Genomic DNA, 16802 nt, shown 5'->3' on the forward strand with positions numbered 1-16802 from the left:
GGAGTAAATATAAATGAGGAAACCAATCACTAGTTGTCACGAGAACGGGACTGGGTTCACATGGGAAGAACGGACGAGACACGGCGTGAATCCGGGGCCAGAGCGGGCGGTTCGCGACGCGGGGGGCCGGCTGAGGAGCTGGTCGTCGACCCGGCGGCGGGCGCCGAGAGCGAGCCCATCGTCGTCGCGCTGGTCGACGACAACCCCGACTGGCTGTCGATGCAGGCGAAACTCTTAGAGCGTCGCGACGACCGGTTCGCGGTCGAGGCGACCACCGATCCCCTGACGGTGACCGACACGGTCGACGCGGTCGACTGCGTCGTCAGCGACTACGACATGGGTCCGCTGGACGGCCTCGACCTGCTATCGCGGGTCCGGGAAGCGCGCCCGACGATCCCCTTCATCCTCACGACGGGCCGGGGCGACGAGTCGGTCGCGAGCCGGGCCATCTCCGCGGGCGTGACCGACTACGTCGTCAAGGAACCGGGCACCGACCAGTCGGCAGTGCTCGCGGCCCGCATCCGCAAAGCGGTCACCAGACAGCGGACGGAGCGCCGACTGGCCGAGAGCCGGCAGCGTTTCGCGGAACTGTTCGAGGCGATCCCCGAACCCGTCGCCATCGCCGACGCGGACGGGCATATCGAGTCGACGAACCCCGCCTACGAGGCGACCTTCGGAGATATCGATCGGCTCCCCGCCGCGGTCCGCGACGCGCCGCTGGGCGAGCAGTGCGAACTCGAGTGCCAGACGACCGAGGGCCGGCAGGTGTTCCTCCACCGCGGGGCGCGCCTGACCGGTGCCGACCGCCGCTGTCACACCTTCACGACTATCACGGCCCGTGCCGAGCGGGAGGCCGCCCGCGAACTCGAACTGGCGACGCGCGAGGGCGTCCGCGAGGCGCTGCTCTCGGCGTCGACCCGTAGCGGGCTCGAACGGGCCTTCTGCGAGCGACTTTCCGCCGTCCGCGACGACGCGCTCGTCTGGATCGGCGACCACGACGCGGACGGCTCGCCCGTCGTCCGCGAGGCGGCCGGGCCCGCCACTGCCTACCTCGACGCGGTGCGGGCGGGGGCCGCGGCCGACCCCGGGGTGCGCGCGCTCGAGACCCGGGAGCCCGTCTTCGCCGCGGCCCCGGACCTCCCGGACGCCGCGGCCGAGACGTCGATCGCTGCGGGCGGCGCGATCCCCCTGCGCCGCGACGGTTTGCCTTTCGGCGTCGTCGCCGCGTACACGACCGAGCCCGGAGCCTTCGACGCCGGCTGGCGGGAGATGCTCTCGGATCTCGCCGACCAGCTGGCGTACGCCATCGCGTTCGTCTCGTTCCAGCGGGCGCTGTTCAGCGGCGAACGCGTCGCGGTTACGCTCACGCTCCCCGCCGAGTCCTACCCCGTCACCGACCTGTTCGACGCACCGGTCACCGTCGACGGGACCGTCCCCTACGACGACGAGACGGTCCAGCACGTCGTCTCGATCCCGGACCCCGTCGACCCGGTGCCGGATCCGGAGTCGGTCCCGGGCGTCGAGGCGGTGCGCCGCGTGGGCAGCGACGGGGACGCGGTGCGACTGGGCGTCGTCCTCTCGCGGCCGACCGTCGACTCCCTGCTCGTCGACCGCGGCGGTCGCATCGAGTCCGTCGCGCTCCGCGACGACCGGCTCGCAGTCGTCGCCTCCTTCCACGCGCGCGACGACGTGCAGGGGGCCGTCAGGTGCGTGACCGACGCCCTCCCCGAGGCCTCCGTCGCCTCGTATCGCACCGTCGACCGCCTCGACGAGGATCGCGGGGCGGACCCGACCGCCGCCCTGACCGAGCGCCAGCGGACGGCCCTGGAGACGGCCTACCGCGGCGGCTACTTCGAGCGTCCCAAACGCTGCAACTCCGAGGAACTCGCCGAGACCCTGGGCGTCAGCCGGTCGACGTTCCTCCAGCATCTCCGGGCCGCCCAGCGGAAACTGTTCGACGCGGTGCTCGACTCGGCCCGGTGACGGCCGGCGGTTTTGCGGTTCGAGCGTCGCGCGGTACCGGATCATGCGGGTATGACTTATTAGCCGCTACCGGACAGTGTAGCGGGTACGAACGCGGTGGCAGCGGGGTGTGGTGGCCGTCCGACGACGACCCTCCAGACGCGGGTGCCCGACCGGGTGGGACTGGTTCGATCCGACGCCCGCGCGCCGAGTCGCGAGTGTGACTGCCGTCTGCCGCGGGTTCGCCAATAGACAGGAGCCATGTCACGATCGCAACTTGCACACGACGGTGCGGCGGCAGACCTGGGCGAGGAGACTCTTGAGTCGCTCGACGAGACGGTCGTCCACGAGGTGCTGAGCAACGAGCGGCGACGACGCGTGCTGGGGCTGCTCCGGGAGGACGCGCCGCGCGAGCTGTCCGTCCTGGCCGAGGAGATCGCCACCGCGGAGACCGACCAGCGACCGCCGCCGCGGAACAAGCGCAACAGCGTCTACGTCACCCTCCACCAGACCCACCTCCCGAAACTCGACCGCCTCGACGTCGTGGCCTACGATGACCGGGAGAAGGTGGTCGACCTCGGGCCACGGGCCGAAGACGTCCTCGAATCGAGCGGGGACAGCTCCGACCATGGCGCCGGCGACTCGTCGTCCTGGACCGCGGCGTACGCGACCCTCGTCGCCCTCGGTCTGTCGGTCGCCGGCGCGAGCGAGTTCGGCCTCCCGCCGTTCGAAGCCGTATCGAGCGGTACCGCGGCCGTCGCGACGCTCGTCGTCCTCATGGCCGTCCTCGCCTACCGGGTCGGCGCCGCGGGCGTCGGCCTCCCCGCCTCGTTTTTCGAGCGTTTCCGCTAACTGCAGCGCTCCGTTCGGTTCGACCACTCAGTCCGCCAGCGCGCGCAACACGACCCAGCGGCGCGACCAGAGCTGGTAGGTCGTCGACGCCCCGAGAACGAGCAAAAAGAGAATCAGCAGCGGCAGCGCTCCGATGGCACCGAGCAGCGCGACCTCGAGTTCGGCGGCCAGCAGGGCGAGCAGGGCGACGGTCGTGAGCGTCCGGTAGTACCCCGCCCAGGTGATGCCGTACGGGGTGATCACCTCCATGTAGAGGTCGACCTCGCTCGCGGGGTCGTCGAGGCGAACCGTCTTCCGGTCGCTGTCGTAGACGACGATCCCCTCCCGGTCGAGTTTCGGGAGATGCGTCTGGTGCAAGGAGTTGTAGACGCTCTGCCGGAGATTCGTCGGCGGCGGGGACTCCCCCGCCTCGGACTCGGCGACCGACACCGACAGCTCCCGCACGGACATCGACCCCACCGACTCGCGGAGCAGTTCCAGTACCGCCCGCCGACGCGAGTTGCGCAGGATGTCGTGAATCTCCTCGTCCGACACCGTGCGTTCGCGACTGAGTACCCCCATCGTTCTCCACCCCATCTCGGTGGGCCTGTTGCTTAGTTATCAACTCGCTTGAGCTACAGGACCGGGAGGAACCCCCTCCCGGTCGTTCTCGGCCCGCTCTAACCGGTGGTTCAACCGTTCGATGGTGGATCGACGTCGATCAAACCACTCGTTCAACGATTCCGAGCCGGTCGCAAGTACGGCTAACGAGTCGTTGAACGGCGTGGAATCGGCCGTTTGCACAGCGAGGTGGCAATTATCTAACGGGGTATAGTTCGTGGGGTCGGTCGAGTCCGCACCGGTCACCGGGCGGGCGAATACACAATGTCAGAGGAACACATCGGACTGTCCCGCCGGCGCCTGCTCGCCGGACTCGGCACCGTCGGCGTCGCGTCCGCGGGTGCGGGGCTGGGGACCAGTGCACTGTTCAGCGACGAGGAATCGTTCGAGGACAACACGATCACGGCCGGGACGCTCGACATGGAAGTGACGGCGACGGTCGAGGCGGCCAGCGAGTACTGGAGCGAGGCCGTCGACCTCAGCGCGACGGCGGACGGCGAGGCCGTCTCCGGCATCTCGATCGACGACGTCAAGCCCGGCGACTGGGGGATCATCTGCTTCGACATCTCCATCGCTGACAACCCGGGCTACGTCAACGTCAGCACGGCCGATCTCGTCTCCGAGGAGAACGGCTACACCGAGCCCGAACCGGAAGACGACAACGGCGAGGGCGAACTCGAGGAGAACATCGTCGCGGAGATCTACGGCGAGTTCGACGAGTCCGTCAGTTCCGAGGAACCCCGGGACTACCTGAGCGATCTGGACTCGACGACGCCCGCTGGCACGACCCTCGAAGAGGCGTTCTCGACCTACGAGGGCGGCGTCACCCTCGGCGGCAGCGAGGACCCCACCGAAGTCGGCGACGGCGAGGACGCCGTCGAGTTCTGCCTGCTGCTCGAGATCCCCGAGACGGTCGGCAACGAGATCCAGGGGGACTCGCTGACCTTCGATCTCCTGTTCGAGTCCGAGCAGGTCCGCAACAACGACGATCCCTTCGACAGCGGGACGCCGGACAGCACGCCGAGTGGCACGCCCGGTACCTGATCAGGACAGCCCCGTCTCCGCCGCTCTCGGATCACCCACGTCGGCGCTCGTCGCCTCCCGCGACGACGGCGGTTCGACTCCGCCGGTGGGCCTCGCCCGGACCCCGGGCACAAACCATGACACAGGACGACACCCGCGGCACGCGGCTCTCGCGCCGGTCGCTACTGGCCGGTCTCGGGACCGTCGGCGTCGCCAGCGTCGGCGCCGGACTCGGGACGAGCGCGCTGTTCAGCGACGAGGAATCGTTCGACGACAACCAGCTCACCGCCGGCGCGCTGAACATGCGCGTCAGCGTGGACAACGTGGTCCACAGCACCGATATCGTGCGTGACAACACGACGATCACGCCCAAGGACACAGCCGACGGCCAGGCGGTGACCGTCTCGGTGGCCGACCTGAAGCCGGGCGACTGGCTCATCCTCGAGTGGAACGCCGAGGTCGTCGGCAACCCCGGCCACGTCCAGGTCACCTCCGTCGACGACGACTACGTGAACGCCGAGGGTGCCAATCCCGAATCGGAGACCGACACCGCCTCGCCCGGGGACCTGGGCGACGCCCTGCTCTCGACGGTCTGGGCGACCTACGACAATCTGGGTGACGACCGGCAGTACCTCGAAGGCCTCGATTCCACGACCGACAACGCGAACAGCGGCCTGGCCGCCTACGAGGAGCCGACGGACCTCGACGGCACCACGCCCGGTGGCGCGCACTACACGACGATGAACGAGGCCCACGCCGTCTACGAGACGGGCGTCACCCTGCGGGACGGCAACGGCGATCCGATGGCGGTCGAGACCAACGGCACCGGCAACGCGGCGTGGTTCTACCAGTGCCTCGAGCTACCCGTGGGTGTCGGCAACGAGATCCAGGGCGACGAGCTGACGTTCACGATGCGGTTCGACGCCGAGCAGGTCCGCAACAACCCGACGCCGTTCGACGGGTCCTGAGGTGCGACGCCCACGCTGGCACCTCGACCGCGCACACGCGGTCGCGGACGGCGGTTCGACTCCGCCGGTGGGTTTCCCCGCGAGGGGGTACACATGACCGACGACAACATTCAGCTTTCGCGGCGACGCGTCCTGGCCGGCCTCGGTACGGCGGGCCTCGCCAGCGCCGGTGCCGGCCTCGGCACGAGCGCGCTGTTCAGCGACACGGAATCGTTCGAGAACAACACCCTGACCGCCGGCACGCTCGACCTGAAGGTCGACTGGCAGCAGATCTACGCCGGCCCGACCGAACAGCCGGAGTTCGTCAACGCCCACCCCGACCACGACGGCGACGGCGAGCAGTCCCTGCAGGTTCAGGACGGCGTGGTGCGCTACAGCGACGAGAGCCGCAACATCGTCGACCACCTCACCTGCCAGAACCTCAGCGGCGACTACGAGGAGAACTTCGGCGACCAGGCGAACCTGGTGTCGCTCTCGGACGTCAAGCCCGGTGACGAGGGCGAGATCACGTTCAGCCTCCACCTCTGTGACAACCCCGGCTACATCTGGCTCACGGCCGACGACTTCAGCCAGTCCGGCGGCGCGACCACGGAGCCGGAGGAGGCCGAACTCGACGACGGTGCGACGGACGACGGCGAACTCGCCGAGAACACCTTCGTCGAGATCTGGTACGACGAGGACTGCGACAACCAGCTCGACCGCAGCAGCGAGGAGGAGGGCCAGGAACTGGAGGTCGCCCTCGTCAGCGACGTCTCCGGTTCGATGACCGACTCGATCGGCGACCTGCAAGTGGCAGCGACGAACTTCGTCGACCAGCTCGCCGCGCCCGACGAGGCGGCCGCCGTCTCGTTCGCGAGTAGCGCGAGCGTCGACCAGCCGCTGACCACCGACTACCAGGCGGTCAAAGACGAGATCAACAACTACACGGCGAACGGCTCGACGAACATGGACGGCGGAATCGACGAAGCCGCCGACGAGTTGCTGAACGGGACCAACGCGACCGCGGGCGCGAACAAGGTCATGATCGTCCTCGGCGACGGCACGCCGGACTCCGAGTCAGCGACCGCGGCGGCCGCCACCGCGGCGAAGGACGACGGCATCCGCGTGTTCACCATCGCCCTCGGCAGCAACGTCAACCAGACGTTCATGGAGAGCATCGCCTCGAGTCCGGACGACGCCTACGTCGCCCCGAGCGCTTCGGACCTGCAGAGCATCTACGCGGACATCGCCCAGGTCGTGACCTCGGGCGAGCAGGTCATCCTCGGCGTGGGCGACGGCGAACACGACTCGCCCGTCACGCTCGCCGAAGCGATGTCCATCATCGAGAACAACGACGGGATGGTGCCCCTCGACGGCACCGGCGAGATGGGCTACGGGGCAGGCGACACCGCAGAGGAGCGCGACTGCTTCGCGGCCCAGACCAGCCACTGCATCGGCGTGCGCTGGTGGGTCCCGCTCGAGGTCGGCAACGAGATCCAGGGCGACGAAGTGAGCTTCGACCTCGGCTTCTACACCGAGCAGTGCCGCAACAACGACGGCGCCCGCTCGGTCCAGAGCTGAACCACCACGAGCGACGCACTCGTTTTTCGCGATCCCGCTCCGATCGGCACGTAGGGCACCGAGTCCAGCGATTCGGCGCGCGTTTTCCACCCACCCGTTTCGCCGCGAATCCGGTTTAACCTCGCGCTAAACCGGCTCAAACGAGGGAATAGATATGATCGAACCGTCCTGAATATCGGTCGAGTAACAGGTGGCTATGGGGAACGATTCGATCTCACGCAGACAGGTGCTCCGCGCGGTCGCGGGGGCGGGGGTGCTGGGGGCCGGGGTCGGCGGGACGGCCGGGATGCTGACCGACGGCGAGTCCGTCGACGGCGTCTCGGTCGCCGCCGGCAGCCTGGACCTCGAGACCTGCTGGACCCACGACGACTGCGACCGACCGCTGTCCATCGTGGTCGGCCCCGACGCCGGCTCGACCGGCTCGGAGACGGTCGAGTACCGACTCCCCGAGTACACCAATCCCGCCTATCTCCACGTCCGCACGACCTGTCCGCCCGAGGCCTGCGGGCTCGCCGACCGACTCGAACTCACCGTCTCGGACGGACCCTGCGGCCGCGCCGGCCGGACGCTCGAACGCGGCCGACTCTGTGACGTCCTCTCGGCGCTCCGCGCCGGGACGGCGCTGGCCGATGGCCGTGCAGTGGACGCCGGCGAGACGCGCTGTCTGGACCTCGAATGGTCGCTCGAGGAATCCCTCGAGGAGGACGCGAGCGTGGAGATCGGCGTCGAGTTCCACGCCACACAGGCGCGCAACGTGGCGAACGCCGCCGCGGTGGCGCCCTGGGAGGGGGCGACCTGCGCCGTCGACTGCGCGGAGACGAGCGACTGCGACGACCCGCCGACCGGGCGCGATATCAGCTGGGTCGGATTCTGCGCCGAGTCAGGCACGACCATCCGGGACGAGGATCTCGACTTCGAGGTCGACGGCGACACGCTGACCCTCCAGACGGCCCCCGACTCGCTGGCTACGGTCCTGCTGAAACACGGCCCCGCGCTCGACGTCTTCCGCGACGCTGGTCCGGGCACGTTCGTCACCGGAGGGGGCGACGACACGTACGAGCAGCAGGGGTCCGCATTCCCCGATAGCGAGACGGATCCGCCCCGCTCGAATCCGAGGCCCTGTCCCGGGCGTTCCGGCCTGAAGTACGAGGGGGACTTCGAGACGCCGAGCGACGGGGGTGATCGCGATGCCTGAGGCGCCCGAGCAACGAGACGAACTGGAGCCACGGGAAGATGTGGAATCGCAGGACGAAACGGTATCAGTCGACCGGGCGCGGGCCCGGTTCGCCGACTGGTCGCCCGCCGAGACCGTCTCGGCGTGGACCGCACGGGACGTCCTGCGCGTCCTCGCGGTCGTCGTGTTCGTCGCCCTGGTCGCGCCGTTCGTGGTGTTCGCGATCCCGCAACTGGCCGGCGCCCAGCACAGTTTCGTCGTGCTCAGCGGGAGCATGGAGCCGACCATCGAGACCGGCTCGGTGATCCTGGTCGCGGAGACCGCCCCCGAATCCATCGAGAGCGGCGACGTGATCACCTTCGGCGGCAGCGCGAGCGCGCCCCCGACGACCCACCGGGTGATCGAAGTCCAGGAGACCGGCGACGGCCGTGAGTTCGTCACCAAGGGGGACAACAACGAGAACGCGGACCGCGGGACCGTCCAGGCCGCCGATCTCGTCGGCAGGGTGCCGTCCGTCGACGTGCCCGGCGTCGGGCCGATCCTCTTCTCGATCCCGCTCGTGGGTCACTTCATCACCTTCGGCGGGACGAAACTCGGAATGCTCCTGCTGGTGATCGTCCCATTCGGGCTGCTGGCGGTCGACAGCGCGATCCGGACCGTTCGGTCCGCGGATGCCGGCCGCGCCGACGGCGGATCGCCCGCGGACCCCCACACCGACCGTGCGGTCGACGACTGGGGCGAGGGACCGCCGTCCGACGGCGACGGCGCCCCGCCCGACCCCTCCGGCCCCTCGAACGCCTCCGCGTCATCCGATGACGGCGGCCTGACGGTCAGCTCCCTGACGCTCCTGGTGGCCGCGGTGGGGCTTGGCGCCGCCGGCCTCCTGGCGGGCTGGGTCGGCCTCCGCAACGAGTCGGTCGCCGCAACGACCGTGGGGACCGGCCTGTTCACCGCGGGGCTACTGGCCGGGCTCGTCCTGTACGCCGACCGCCGTCTCGACGACGGGGAGGACCGGGGGGCGACGCGAGCGCCGGCACCGATCGCCGTCGGACGGGTGCCCGATCGGCTGCGGACGTGGCCGGTGCTCGAGGTCGACTCGGCGGCGTCGCTCAGAGAGTCGAGCGCGGCCGACGGCTCGGTCGTCGTCCGCGACCCCGACGCCGATCGCCTGTTCCTCTTCCGGGACGGCGTGGCCTACACGCCCTGCACCGACGGGACCGGCGACCGCGAGACCGTCGTCGACTACCTCCCGGACCACCTCACCGACGACGGTTCTCCGGACGGTGACGACGCGGACGGCACCGCCGAGCCGGACTGGAACGAGATCACGGGCCCGCGAGAGGGCGGCGAGGTCGCCGCCTCGAAGCCGCCCGAGACACACGATCACGCCCGCAACGGCAACGGAGGCACGGATGACGAGTAGCCAGCCCCTCCCGCTGCGGACCGTGCTGACGCTCGGGCTGGCGGTCGCACTCGTGTTCGCCGGCAGCGGCGTGCTCGCGTTCGCCATCGCGAACCCCGAGGGAACCGGCGCGTTCCTCACCGACGGCGAGAACCTGACGGTCAGTTTCAGCGGGACCGCACCCGTCGACGGGCTGTCGCTGGGCAATGTGACCGCTTCGAACGCCACCGACGGGAACGCCTCCAGCCCGGACGGCCTCGGGGTGGCCCAGCACGGGGGCGCCGCCGACAGTTCCGAGAAGAACGATTCGAACGGCAGTAACTCGGCAGACACCGGGTCGATCGGCAACACCTCGGACGCGACCGACGCCGCGAACGGCACGGACGCGGAGCCCGACGACGACGGTAACCAGACCGACGACGCTCCGTCCGGGGACGGCGAGGAGGCGTCGAAGCCGGTCGGCCTGCCACGGGCGGTAATCGGGGACAGCGATGGATCCGAGACGACGCCGACCACTGACTCGCCGGACGATGCCGAGGGCGCAGACGGTGACCAGGCGACCGACTCCGACGACGGACAAGATGATGCCCACGAAGGCAGTAACGACGAACCCGTCGACGATGGCGAGACGGCGAGTGACGAGGGAGACACGACGCCCGACGACGGGACCACCGATTCCGACACCGGGTCGACCGAGACCGACAGATCCGGTGACGCGGACGGCAGCGAGACGGCCGATGGAGCCGACGACGGCGGTGACGACACCGACTCCACGGACATTGGCGACGACACTGGCACGACCGCCGACGATTCGACCACTGACGGAACCACCACTGACAGTACAACCGACGATTCCACCACTGACGATAGCACTTCTTCTGGCGACACCAGCTCGGACGATTCCACCACTGACGATAGCACTTCTTCTGGCGACACCAGCTCGGACGATTCCACCACTGACGATAGCACTTCTTCTGGCGACACCAGCTCGGACGATTCCACCACCGACGGCAGCACAGACGATTCCACCACCGACGGCAGCACAGACGATTCCACCACCGACGGCAGCACAGACGATTCCACCACCGACGGCAGCACAGACGATTCCACCACTGAGGATAGCTCTTCTTCTGGCGACACCACCTCGAACGGCAGCACCACAGATGGGACGACTGACGACACCACCACTGACGGCAGCAAAGACGACAGCACCTCGGGCACCGATACCGACGACGGCTAGCCGGCGCGATCACGGGGACGGCAGAGGGGCATGACGCAGGCGGTCGCCACCGTTTCTAGTCCGTCGCTCGCTCGGTGAACTCCACGCCCTCGATGTCGATCCGGAATCCGCCGCCGTCGGCGTCCCGGGCGGTGAGGTCCCACTCGTGGGCGTCGGCGATCTGTTCGACGACGTGCAGCCCGAGGCCGGTCCCGTCGGCGTCGGTCGAGAAGCCCGGATCGAACACCGTCGTCGGGTCGCCGTCGAACCCCGCTCCGTCGTCGGCCACGTAGAGGCCGTCTCTGTCGGCCAGTTCGCCGACGCGTATCGTGACAGCGGGATCGGTCTCCCCGGTGGCCTCGTCGGCTGCCGAGGGGCCGGTCGTCGTGCTGTGCTCGACGTTGTTCTGACGATCCTGCGAGTCAGGGTTCGGAGAGCCGTGCTCCACGGCGTCATCGGACGTCGTCCGATGGCCTGTCGAACCGTGTTCGACAGCGTTCCGGAACAGGTTCTCGAAGAGCTGTCCGAGGGCGTCGGGATCAGCGGTGACGGTGGCGTCGGTCTCGACGGTCAGGGCCGCGGCCTCGGCGTCGACGTACGACCAGGCGTCGCCAGCCGCGTCCGCGACGGCGACCGGTCGCGGCTCGGAGATGGTCCGGCCGCTACGAGCCAGTCGGAGAACGTTCTCCAGCAGTCGGCCCATCCGGGTCGTGGTGGCCTCGATGGTGTCGAGGTGGTCCTCGTCGCCGGTCTCGCGGGCCAGTCGGGCGTGGCCGGCGACGACGTCGAGCGGGTTCCGGAGGTCGTGGGCCACGACGTTGGCGAACTCGTCCAGGCGCTCGTTGCGGCGTCGGACCTCCCGGAGCGACTCCTCGCGGGCGGTCACGTCGCGGAAGAGGACGACCCAGCCCCGTCGTCGCCCGTCCCGTTCGAGCGGCGAGCGGCGAGCCTCCACGTACCGTTTCCGGCCCCGGCTATCGAACGTGAGCGTCACCGATTCCCCCGGGTCGTCGCCGAGGCGTTCGTACTCCGGCAGGACGGCGGCCGCCGTCCTGCCGATAGCCCCGTCGTCGGATCCCGCTGGTCGGTCGGACTCGCCCGCGTCGGCGTCGGCGAGCAGTCGCCGCGCCGCGTCGTTCGTCCCGACGACGCGTTCGGCCGCGTTCAGGACGACGACGCCCTCGCGGACGTGCTCGTAGACCGTCCTGCGAGCGACCGGCTGGAGGTCGAACAACCGGTAGCGGAACAGCGCAATGCCGAACAGGAGTGCCGATATCGACAGCGACACTGGCGTGTAGTTGATCCCAGGGCTACCCAGCGGCGTGACGCCGGTCATCTCGACCAGGTTGAAGCCCAGGGGCACGGTCGCACCGGCCAGCAGGAGCGCGGACTGTGCGCTGTAGAGGCGCTCGCCACTGAGCGCGGCGCCCGCGACGAGCGCGCTCCCGGCCAGCAACAGGACGTAGGAGTACGCCAGGAAGAGCTGGTAGACCGGCCCGGTTCCCGTCTCCAGGGACACGATACCACCGACTCGAACCAGTCGAACGTCGGTCACCGCGAGTGACCATGGGTTCGTCGGGAGCGTGACCAACAACGCCGCGGGGACGACCAGCAACGCGCCAACCGTGACGGGAGTGATCCATCGGTCGCGATCAGCGTAGGCCGCGGCGAAGACGACCCACGCCGGCGGCACCAGGACCCCGCCAATGTGGAGGAGGTTGTACGCGACGGTCTTGGCCGCGAGCGTCGGGCTGGCGACCTGCACCGCGTAGACGAGCGCCCACTCCGCGACGGCCAGGTTGAGGACCACGAACGCCGCCACCAGGAGCGAGCGCCCCGACCGCCGGAGCGCGAGGAGCCCGTAGGACGCGATGCCCGTCGACAGGACCCCCGCCGCCAGCAACAGAAGCATGGACGGCGCGTATTGCCAGGCCACGTCCATGTGAACGAGCATACTTGTCATTGCAGTACAAAAAGCGTGCCCTTCACGGCCCCTTTCACGCGGGTCGGGCAGGATTCGATATCGCGCCATGCGATTTACGACCGCCAGAAGGCGGACGCGTCGGGCTTTTACGGATCGGGCCGCTACGCCCCTGTAATGGTCGAAAACGTCGCCCCGCTGATGCGGGAGCTCGAACCCGAGGATTTCCACCTGCTCTCGGGCATAGAGCAGGGGATGCGCTTCTCGGAGTGGGTGGCGCGGGGGAAGCTCCCGGAGTTCTCGCGGCTCTCGCCGGAGAACGTCGACTACCGGCTGGACCGCTGTGAAGACCGCGGGCTGATCGAACGAAAGACGATCCAGTACCAGGGGTTCAAGCTCACCTTCGAGGGCTACGACGCCCTGGCGCTGCACACCTTCATCGAACGCGAGTCTGTCTCCGAGTTCGGCGCGCCCCTGGGCGTCGGCAAGGAGAGCGACGTCTACGAGGTCCGATCGTACAAGCCCCTGGCCCTGAAGTACCACCGCGAGGGGTACACCAACTTCCGGGAAGTGATGAAAGAGCGGGACTACACCTCGGATCGGGACCACGTCTCCTGGCAGTACACCGCCCGGAAAGCGGCCGAACGTGAGTACGACGCCCTCGAGACGCTCTATCCCGACGTGAGCGTCCCGCGACCGGTGGATCAGAACCGCCACGCCATCGTGATGGAGCGCATCGACGCGACCGAGCTCTCGCGGACGAAACTCGAACCCGAGCAGGTCGTCCCGGTCCTGGACCTGATCCTGGCGGAACTGGAGACGGCCTACGAGGAGGGGTACGTCCACGCGGACATGAGCGAGTACAACGTCTTCGTCGGCGAAGACGGCGTGACCGTCTTCGACTGGCCCCAGGCCGTCCCGACCGACCACGAGAACGCCCGCGAGTTCCTGGCCCGGGACGTCGAGAACCTCGCGTCCTACTTCAAGCGGAAGTACCCCCAGCAGATCGGCGACGTCGAGATCGACGACCTCGCCAGGGCCATCGCCGAGGGCGCCTTCGAGACCGTCGCCGACCACCGGTCCGAGTGAGCGGTCAGACGCACTGAATCGCCAGTTTTCGGACGGAAGAAGCGTTTTTCTGGTGTTCTGCCCACCCCGAGTGGACTCGCGCGTAACATACCGATAAATCACAGATCGCTATATCAAATGTGAGACCAGGGGCGCAGCCCGCGGTGTTCCGAGACCGTTCGAGAGTCGTCGATAGTGGTTCTCCGGCCCGTTCGACTGGTCCCGGCGCTCGAGGTGTCCTGCTTTCGCGGTGATGACGTCGCTCACGGTCGGTAAACGGTCGAAACGGAAGACTCGAATCGCCGAAAACCGAACGGCGACGGTCTAGACCAGCTGGATCGTGTTGCCGTTCGAGGTGACGTGGAGGTCGCGGCCCAGGTCGTACCCCTTGTGTCCGGCCAGGTCGACGTAGCCGGAGAACCCTTTCATGTCCTGGTGGGCGGGGATGACGTGCTGGGGTTCGAGCGCGTCCAGCATCTGGTAGTGGCCCTCCTGACGGAGGTGGCCCGAGACGTGCACGTCGTCGTAGATCCGGGCGCCCTGCATCCCGAGGAGTTTCTCGGACTGGTAGCGCTGGCCCTCGTTGGTCGGTTCCGGGATGACGCGCGCGCTGAAGATGACCTTGTCACCCTCGGTCAGTTCGTACGGCGTCTCGCCGCGGCCCATCCGGGTGAGCATCGCCCGGGGTTCGCCCTGGTGACCCGTCACGACGGGGAGGAAGTTCTCCTTGCCCTCGTTCATGATCCGCTTGAAGGTTCGATCGACGGATTTCCGGTGGCCGTACATCCCCAGGTCGTCGGGGAACGACGCCGCACCGATCCGTTCGGCGGTGCCGGAGTACTTCTCCATCGAGCGACCCAGCAGGACGGGCTGGCGGCCGATGTCCTCGGCGAACTCGACGAGCGAGGTGACCCGCGCGATGTGGCTAGAGAAGGTGGTGGCGACGATGCCGCCGTCGTAGTCCTCGAGGGAGTACATCACGTCTTTGAGCTGGCGCCGGGCGACGGCCTCGCTCGGGGTGCGGCCCTTCTTGTTCGCGTTCGTGCAGTCCTCGATGTAACAGAGGACGCCGTTTCCTTCCCGGCCGATCTCGCGGAAGCGCTTCATGTCGATCGGGTCGCCGATCACGGGGGTGTGATCCATCCGCTTGTCCAGCCCGTAGACGACGGCGCCTTCGGGGGTGTGGAGGACGGGGTTGATCGCGTCGATGATCGAGTGGGTCACGTTGACGAACTCGAGTTCGGTGCGCTCGCCGATGGACATCGTCTCGCCGGCCTCCATCTCGATCAGGTCGTTCTGGACGTCGAACTTGCCCTCGTCGTTGATCTCCTCTTTGACGAGTTCGAGGGTAAAGGGGGTCGCCACGATCGGTGCGTCGTAGCGGTGGGCCAGTTTCGAGATGGCGCCGATGTGGTCGAGGTGACCGTGGGTCGGCACGATGGCCTTGACCTCGCCCTCGAGGTCGCGCATCACCCGGTCGTCGGGGATGGCGCCCATGTCGATCAGGTCCAGGCTATGCATCCGCTCGGTCTCGACGTTGTCGTGAATCAGGACCTTCGAGAGGTTCAACCCCATGTCGAAGACGACGATGTCCTCGCCCGCACGCACCGCAGTCATCTGCCGCCCGACCTCCTCGTAACCGCCGATCGTCGCGATTTCAATTTCCACTGTTGGAGTCCGATCAGCACAGTCCCAGAACTCGGTGGAGTGCGCCTGTGAAGGAGGTTCGGGCGTAAACGTATCGCGGACGAAGAACGAGGGCGTCCCGCGTTCGACCGACCGCGCGTCACGCCCGTCCCGGGGACGGCGCGTCTTTCAGGTACCTAGCCTTCGGGGCCGCGACGTAAATACCCGAGGATGACGGTCCCAGGGCCCACCGGCGTCGCGGTCGAGTGTGGGCGTGTGACTTTCCCGCGCACGCGTCGTACCGTCGTCCATGGAGGGGACCGTCAGCGAGGCCGAGACCGCGACCGAACTGGCCGAAGCGTACGCCGACGAGCACTGCGTCGGCGAACTCGGCGACGTCCTCGACGTGGAGCGCGCGGAGGGGGTCTGGGTCGTGGAGTTCCGGACGCACACCTACGCGGACGCCTACGACCACCGGGTCCGGATCACGACCGAGGGGGACGTCTTCGGACACGAGCGACTCGATCGGTCGTCGTGAGACGGCGGGCCCGCCCTCCGGATTTTAGTGGCCGCAGGTGGGAGCCGCGGGCCACGCCTTCGCCGACGGCGCCCGGACCGTCTGCCACGCCGTGTGGGCGTTACGAGCCGACACGTTGTCGGACGTGCGCGTCATCGCTTACTCGAAGGAGGAGTACGAGACGGTCCAAGGGATCACCGCCGAGGTACGGAGCGACTGACGGCAGTTCGGGTCACTCGCCGACCGGACGGCCGACGGCCGCGCGCGTCGAGCGCAGGTCCGTCTCGAAGCGCCCGTCGGCGCGTTTCGTGACCCAGCAGACGCGGTCGGCCGTCTCCGCGACCGTCGAGACCGTGTCTTCGTCGTGGGCCGTGTAATCGAGGGCGAACACCGCCAGCCCGTCGGCGGTCCGAAGTCCGGAGATCCGATCGAGGACGTCGGTGACCCGGGCCGTCGACGCGGCCGAAAGCATCGGCGAGAGCGACCGGACCACGAGGTGGCGCTCCCCGTCGATCACTTTGCGCCCGGTCAGTTCCGAGAGCGCCAGCACCAGCCGCTCGGTGTCGCCCTGCGAGGGCGTGAAGACGGTCGGCACCTCGCCGTAGGTGGCCGAGATGGACTGGCCCTCCGAGACCATGTCGACGACGCGAAGCGACGGGGTCGAATCGGCCGGGGCGAGCGAGTCGTACCGCTCGATGGTCGGTTCGGCGCCGCGCGTCGTGGTCACGACGACCGCGTCGTCCTCGGGGCCGCCGAACTGCGCGAGCGCGCGAAGGCCCAGCGCGTACTCGGTCGGGTCGAACCCGCAGAGCAGGACCGTGGTCCCGGTGGCGACGGATTCGGGGAACTCGATCGGAGCGTCCGTGCCGTCGATCTCCGGGTCGGGGTTCGAACTCATCCCGGCCCACCA

The 16802-nt window shown here is 68.5% G+C and carries 15 protein-coding genes; 11 read left to right on the forward strand and 4 right to left on the reverse strand.

What is annotated here, in order from left to right; genetic code table 11:
- Positions 1 to 60 precede the first annotated feature (60 nt).
- A complete protein-coding gene (locus U5918_RS06500; RefSeq protein ID WP_336000344.1) occupies positions 61 to 1983 on the forward strand; it encodes a helix-turn-helix domain-containing protein in 1923 nt (640 codons plus the stop codon).
- 240 nt (positions 1984 to 2223) lie between these two features.
- Complete coding sequence (locus tag U5918_RS06505; RefSeq protein ID WP_336000345.1) at positions 2224 to 2814, forward strand: DUF7344 domain-containing protein; 591 nt, start codon at positions 2224 to 2226, stop codon at positions 2812 to 2814.
- Between the two features lie 27 nt (positions 2815 to 2841).
- On the opposite strand, the gene U5918_RS06510 is transcribed toward U5918_RS06505, so the two are convergent.
- On the reverse strand, positions 2842 to 3375 hold the full coding sequence (locus U5918_RS06510) for a DUF7344 domain-containing protein (protein ID WP_336000346.1): 534 nt from the start codon (positions 3373 to 3375) through the stop codon (positions 2842 to 2844).
- A 303-nt stretch (positions 3376 to 3678) separates the two neighbouring features.
- On the opposite strand from U5918_RS06510, the gene U5918_RS06515 reads away from it, so the two are divergent.
- The 6 genes from U5918_RS06515 to U5918_RS06540 all read left to right on the forward strand — a co-directional run bounded on the left by U5918_RS06515 (position 3679) and on the right by U5918_RS06540 (position 10781).
- Positions 3679 to 4458 (forward strand): SipW-dependent-type signal peptide-containing protein, encoded by a 780-nt coding sequence (locus tag U5918_RS06515; protein ID WP_336000347.1) that lies wholly within the window; start codon positions 3679 to 3681, stop codon positions 4456 to 4458.
- Positions 4459 to 4574: 116 nt separating this feature from the next.
- Positions 4575 to 5405, forward strand: a complete 831-nt coding sequence (locus tag U5918_RS06520; protein ID WP_336000348.1) for a SipW-dependent-type signal peptide-containing protein — start codon at positions 4575 to 4577, stop codon at positions 5403 to 5405.
- Positions 5406 to 5498: 93 nt separating this feature from the next.
- Entirely contained in the window at positions 5499 to 6965 is a 1467-nt protein-coding gene (locus tag U5918_RS06525; protein WP_336000349.1) for a vWA domain-containing protein, read from the forward strand.
- A gap of 196 nt (positions 6966 to 7161) precedes the next feature.
- Positions 7162 to 8160, forward strand: a complete 999-nt coding sequence (locus tag U5918_RS06530; RefSeq protein WP_336000350.1) for a hypothetical protein — start codon at positions 7162 to 7164, stop codon at positions 8158 to 8160.
- Entirely contained in the window at positions 8153 to 9562 is a 1410-nt protein-coding gene (locus tag U5918_RS06535) for a signal peptidase I (protein WP_336000351.1), read from the forward strand. The genes U5918_RS06530 and U5918_RS06535 overlap by 8 nt, the downstream gene beginning before the upstream one ends.
- On the forward strand, positions 9552 to 10781 hold the full coding sequence (locus U5918_RS06540; RefSeq protein WP_336000352.1) for a hypothetical protein: 1230 nt from the start codon (positions 9552 to 9554) through the stop codon (positions 10779 to 10781). The genes U5918_RS06535 and U5918_RS06540 overlap by 11 nt, the downstream gene beginning before the upstream one ends.
- A 55-nt stretch (positions 10782 to 10836) precedes the next feature.
- Here the strand turns inward: U5918_RS06540 and U5918_RS06545 are convergent, their stop codons facing one another.
- The gene (locus tag U5918_RS06545; protein WP_336000353.1) at positions 10837 to 12714 is read right to left on the reverse strand and encodes a histidine kinase N-terminal 7TM domain-containing protein; all 1878 of its coding nucleotides are present in this window, start codon (positions 12712 to 12714) and stop codon (positions 10837 to 10839) included.
- Positions 12715 to 12858: 144 nt separating this feature from the next.
- On the opposite strand from U5918_RS06545, the gene U5918_RS06550 reads away from it, so the two are divergent.
- Positions 12859 to 13770: a serine/threonine-protein kinase RIO2 gene (locus tag U5918_RS06550; RefSeq protein ID WP_336000354.1), complete on the forward strand. Its 912-nt coding sequence runs from the start codon at positions 12859 to 12861 to the stop codon at positions 13768 to 13770.
- 303 nt (positions 13771 to 14073) lie between these two features.
- Here the strand turns inward: U5918_RS06550 and U5918_RS06555 are convergent, their stop codons facing one another.
- Positions 14074 to 15417, reverse strand: coding sequence for an RNase J family beta-CASP ribonuclease (locus U5918_RS06555; protein WP_336000355.1), 1344 nt, complete (start codon positions 15415 to 15417; stop codon positions 14074 to 14076).
- A 268-nt stretch (positions 15418 to 15685) separates the two neighbouring features.
- Here U5918_RS06555 and U5918_RS06560 point away from each other — a divergent pair, with 268 nt between their 5' ends.
- A complete protein-coding gene (locus U5918_RS06560; protein ID WP_336000356.1) occupies positions 15686 to 15913 on the forward strand; it encodes a hypothetical protein in 228 nt (75 codons plus the stop codon).
- Between the two features lie 37 nt (positions 15914 to 15950).
- Positions 15951 to 16112 carry a hypothetical protein gene (locus tag U5918_RS06565; RefSeq protein ID WP_336000357.1) on the forward strand — a complete coding sequence of 54 codons (162 nt, stop codon included), beginning with the start codon at positions 15951 to 15953 and terminating at the stop codon, positions 16110 to 16112.
- Positions 16113 to 16124: 12 nt separating this feature from the next.
- On the opposite strand, the gene U5918_RS06570 is transcribed toward U5918_RS06565, so the two are convergent.
- A complete protein-coding gene (locus U5918_RS06570) occupies positions 16125 to 16790 on the reverse strand; it encodes a DUF7504 family protein (protein WP_336000359.1) in 666 nt (221 codons plus the stop codon).
- Positions 16791 to 16802 lie beyond the last annotated feature (12 nt).

The sequence above is a fragment of the Halorientalis sp. LT38 genome (assembly GCF_037031225.1).
In the GTDB taxonomy this organism is placed as follows: Archaea; Halobacteriota; Halobacteria; order Halobacteriales; family Haloarculaceae; genus Halorientalis; species Halorientalis halophila.

What these genes read in the sequence shown, in the direction of transcription:
- U5918_RS06500 (WP_336000344.1), top strand. Translation starts at nt 61, where the DNA reads ATGGGAAGAACGGACGAGACACGGCGTGAATCCGGGGCCAGAGCGGGC.
- U5918_RS06505 (WP_336000345.1), top strand. Translation starts at nt 2,224, where the DNA reads ATGTCACGATCGCAACTTGCACACGACGGTGCGGCGGCAGACCTGGGC.
- U5918_RS06510 (WP_336000346.1), bottom strand. Translation starts at nt 3,375, where the DNA reads ATGGGGGTACTCAGTCGCGAACGCACGGTGTCGGACGAGGAGATTCAC.
- U5918_RS06515 (WP_336000347.1), top strand. Translation starts at nt 3,679, where the DNA reads ATGTCAGAGGAACACATCGGACTGTCCCGCCGGCGCCTGCTCGCCGGA.
- U5918_RS06520 (WP_336000348.1), top strand. Translation starts at nt 4,575, where the DNA reads ATGACACAGGACGACACCCGCGGCACGCGGCTCTCGCGCCGGTCGCTA.
- U5918_RS06525 (WP_336000349.1), top strand. Translation starts at nt 5,499, where the DNA reads ATGACCGACGACAACATTCAGCTTTCGCGGCGACGCGTCCTGGCCGGC.
- U5918_RS06530 (WP_336000350.1), top strand. Translation starts at nt 7,162, where the DNA reads ATGGGGAACGATTCGATCTCACGCAGACAGGTGCTCCGCGCGGTCGCG.
- U5918_RS06535 (WP_336000351.1), top strand. Translation starts at nt 8,153, where the DNA reads ATGCCTGAGGCGCCCGAGCAACGAGACGAACTGGAGCCACGGGAAGAT.
- U5918_RS06540 (WP_336000352.1), top strand. Translation starts at nt 9,552, where the DNA reads ATGACGAGTAGCCAGCCCCTCCCGCTGCGGACCGTGCTGACGCTCGGG.
- U5918_RS06545 (WP_336000353.1), bottom strand. Translation starts at nt 12,714, where the DNA reads ATGCTCGTTCACATGGACGTGGCCTGGCAATACGCGCCGTCCATGCTT.
- U5918_RS06550 (WP_336000354.1), top strand. Translation starts at nt 12,859, where the DNA reads ATGGTCGAAAACGTCGCCCCGCTGATGCGGGAGCTCGAACCCGAGGAT.
- U5918_RS06560 (WP_336000356.1), top strand. Translation starts at nt 15,686, where the DNA reads ATGGAGGGGACCGTCAGCGAGGCCGAGACCGCGACCGAACTGGCCGAA.
- U5918_RS06570 (WP_336000359.1), bottom strand. Translation starts at nt 16,790, where the DNA reads ATGAGTTCGAACCCCGACCCGGAGATCGACGGCACGGACGCTCCGATC.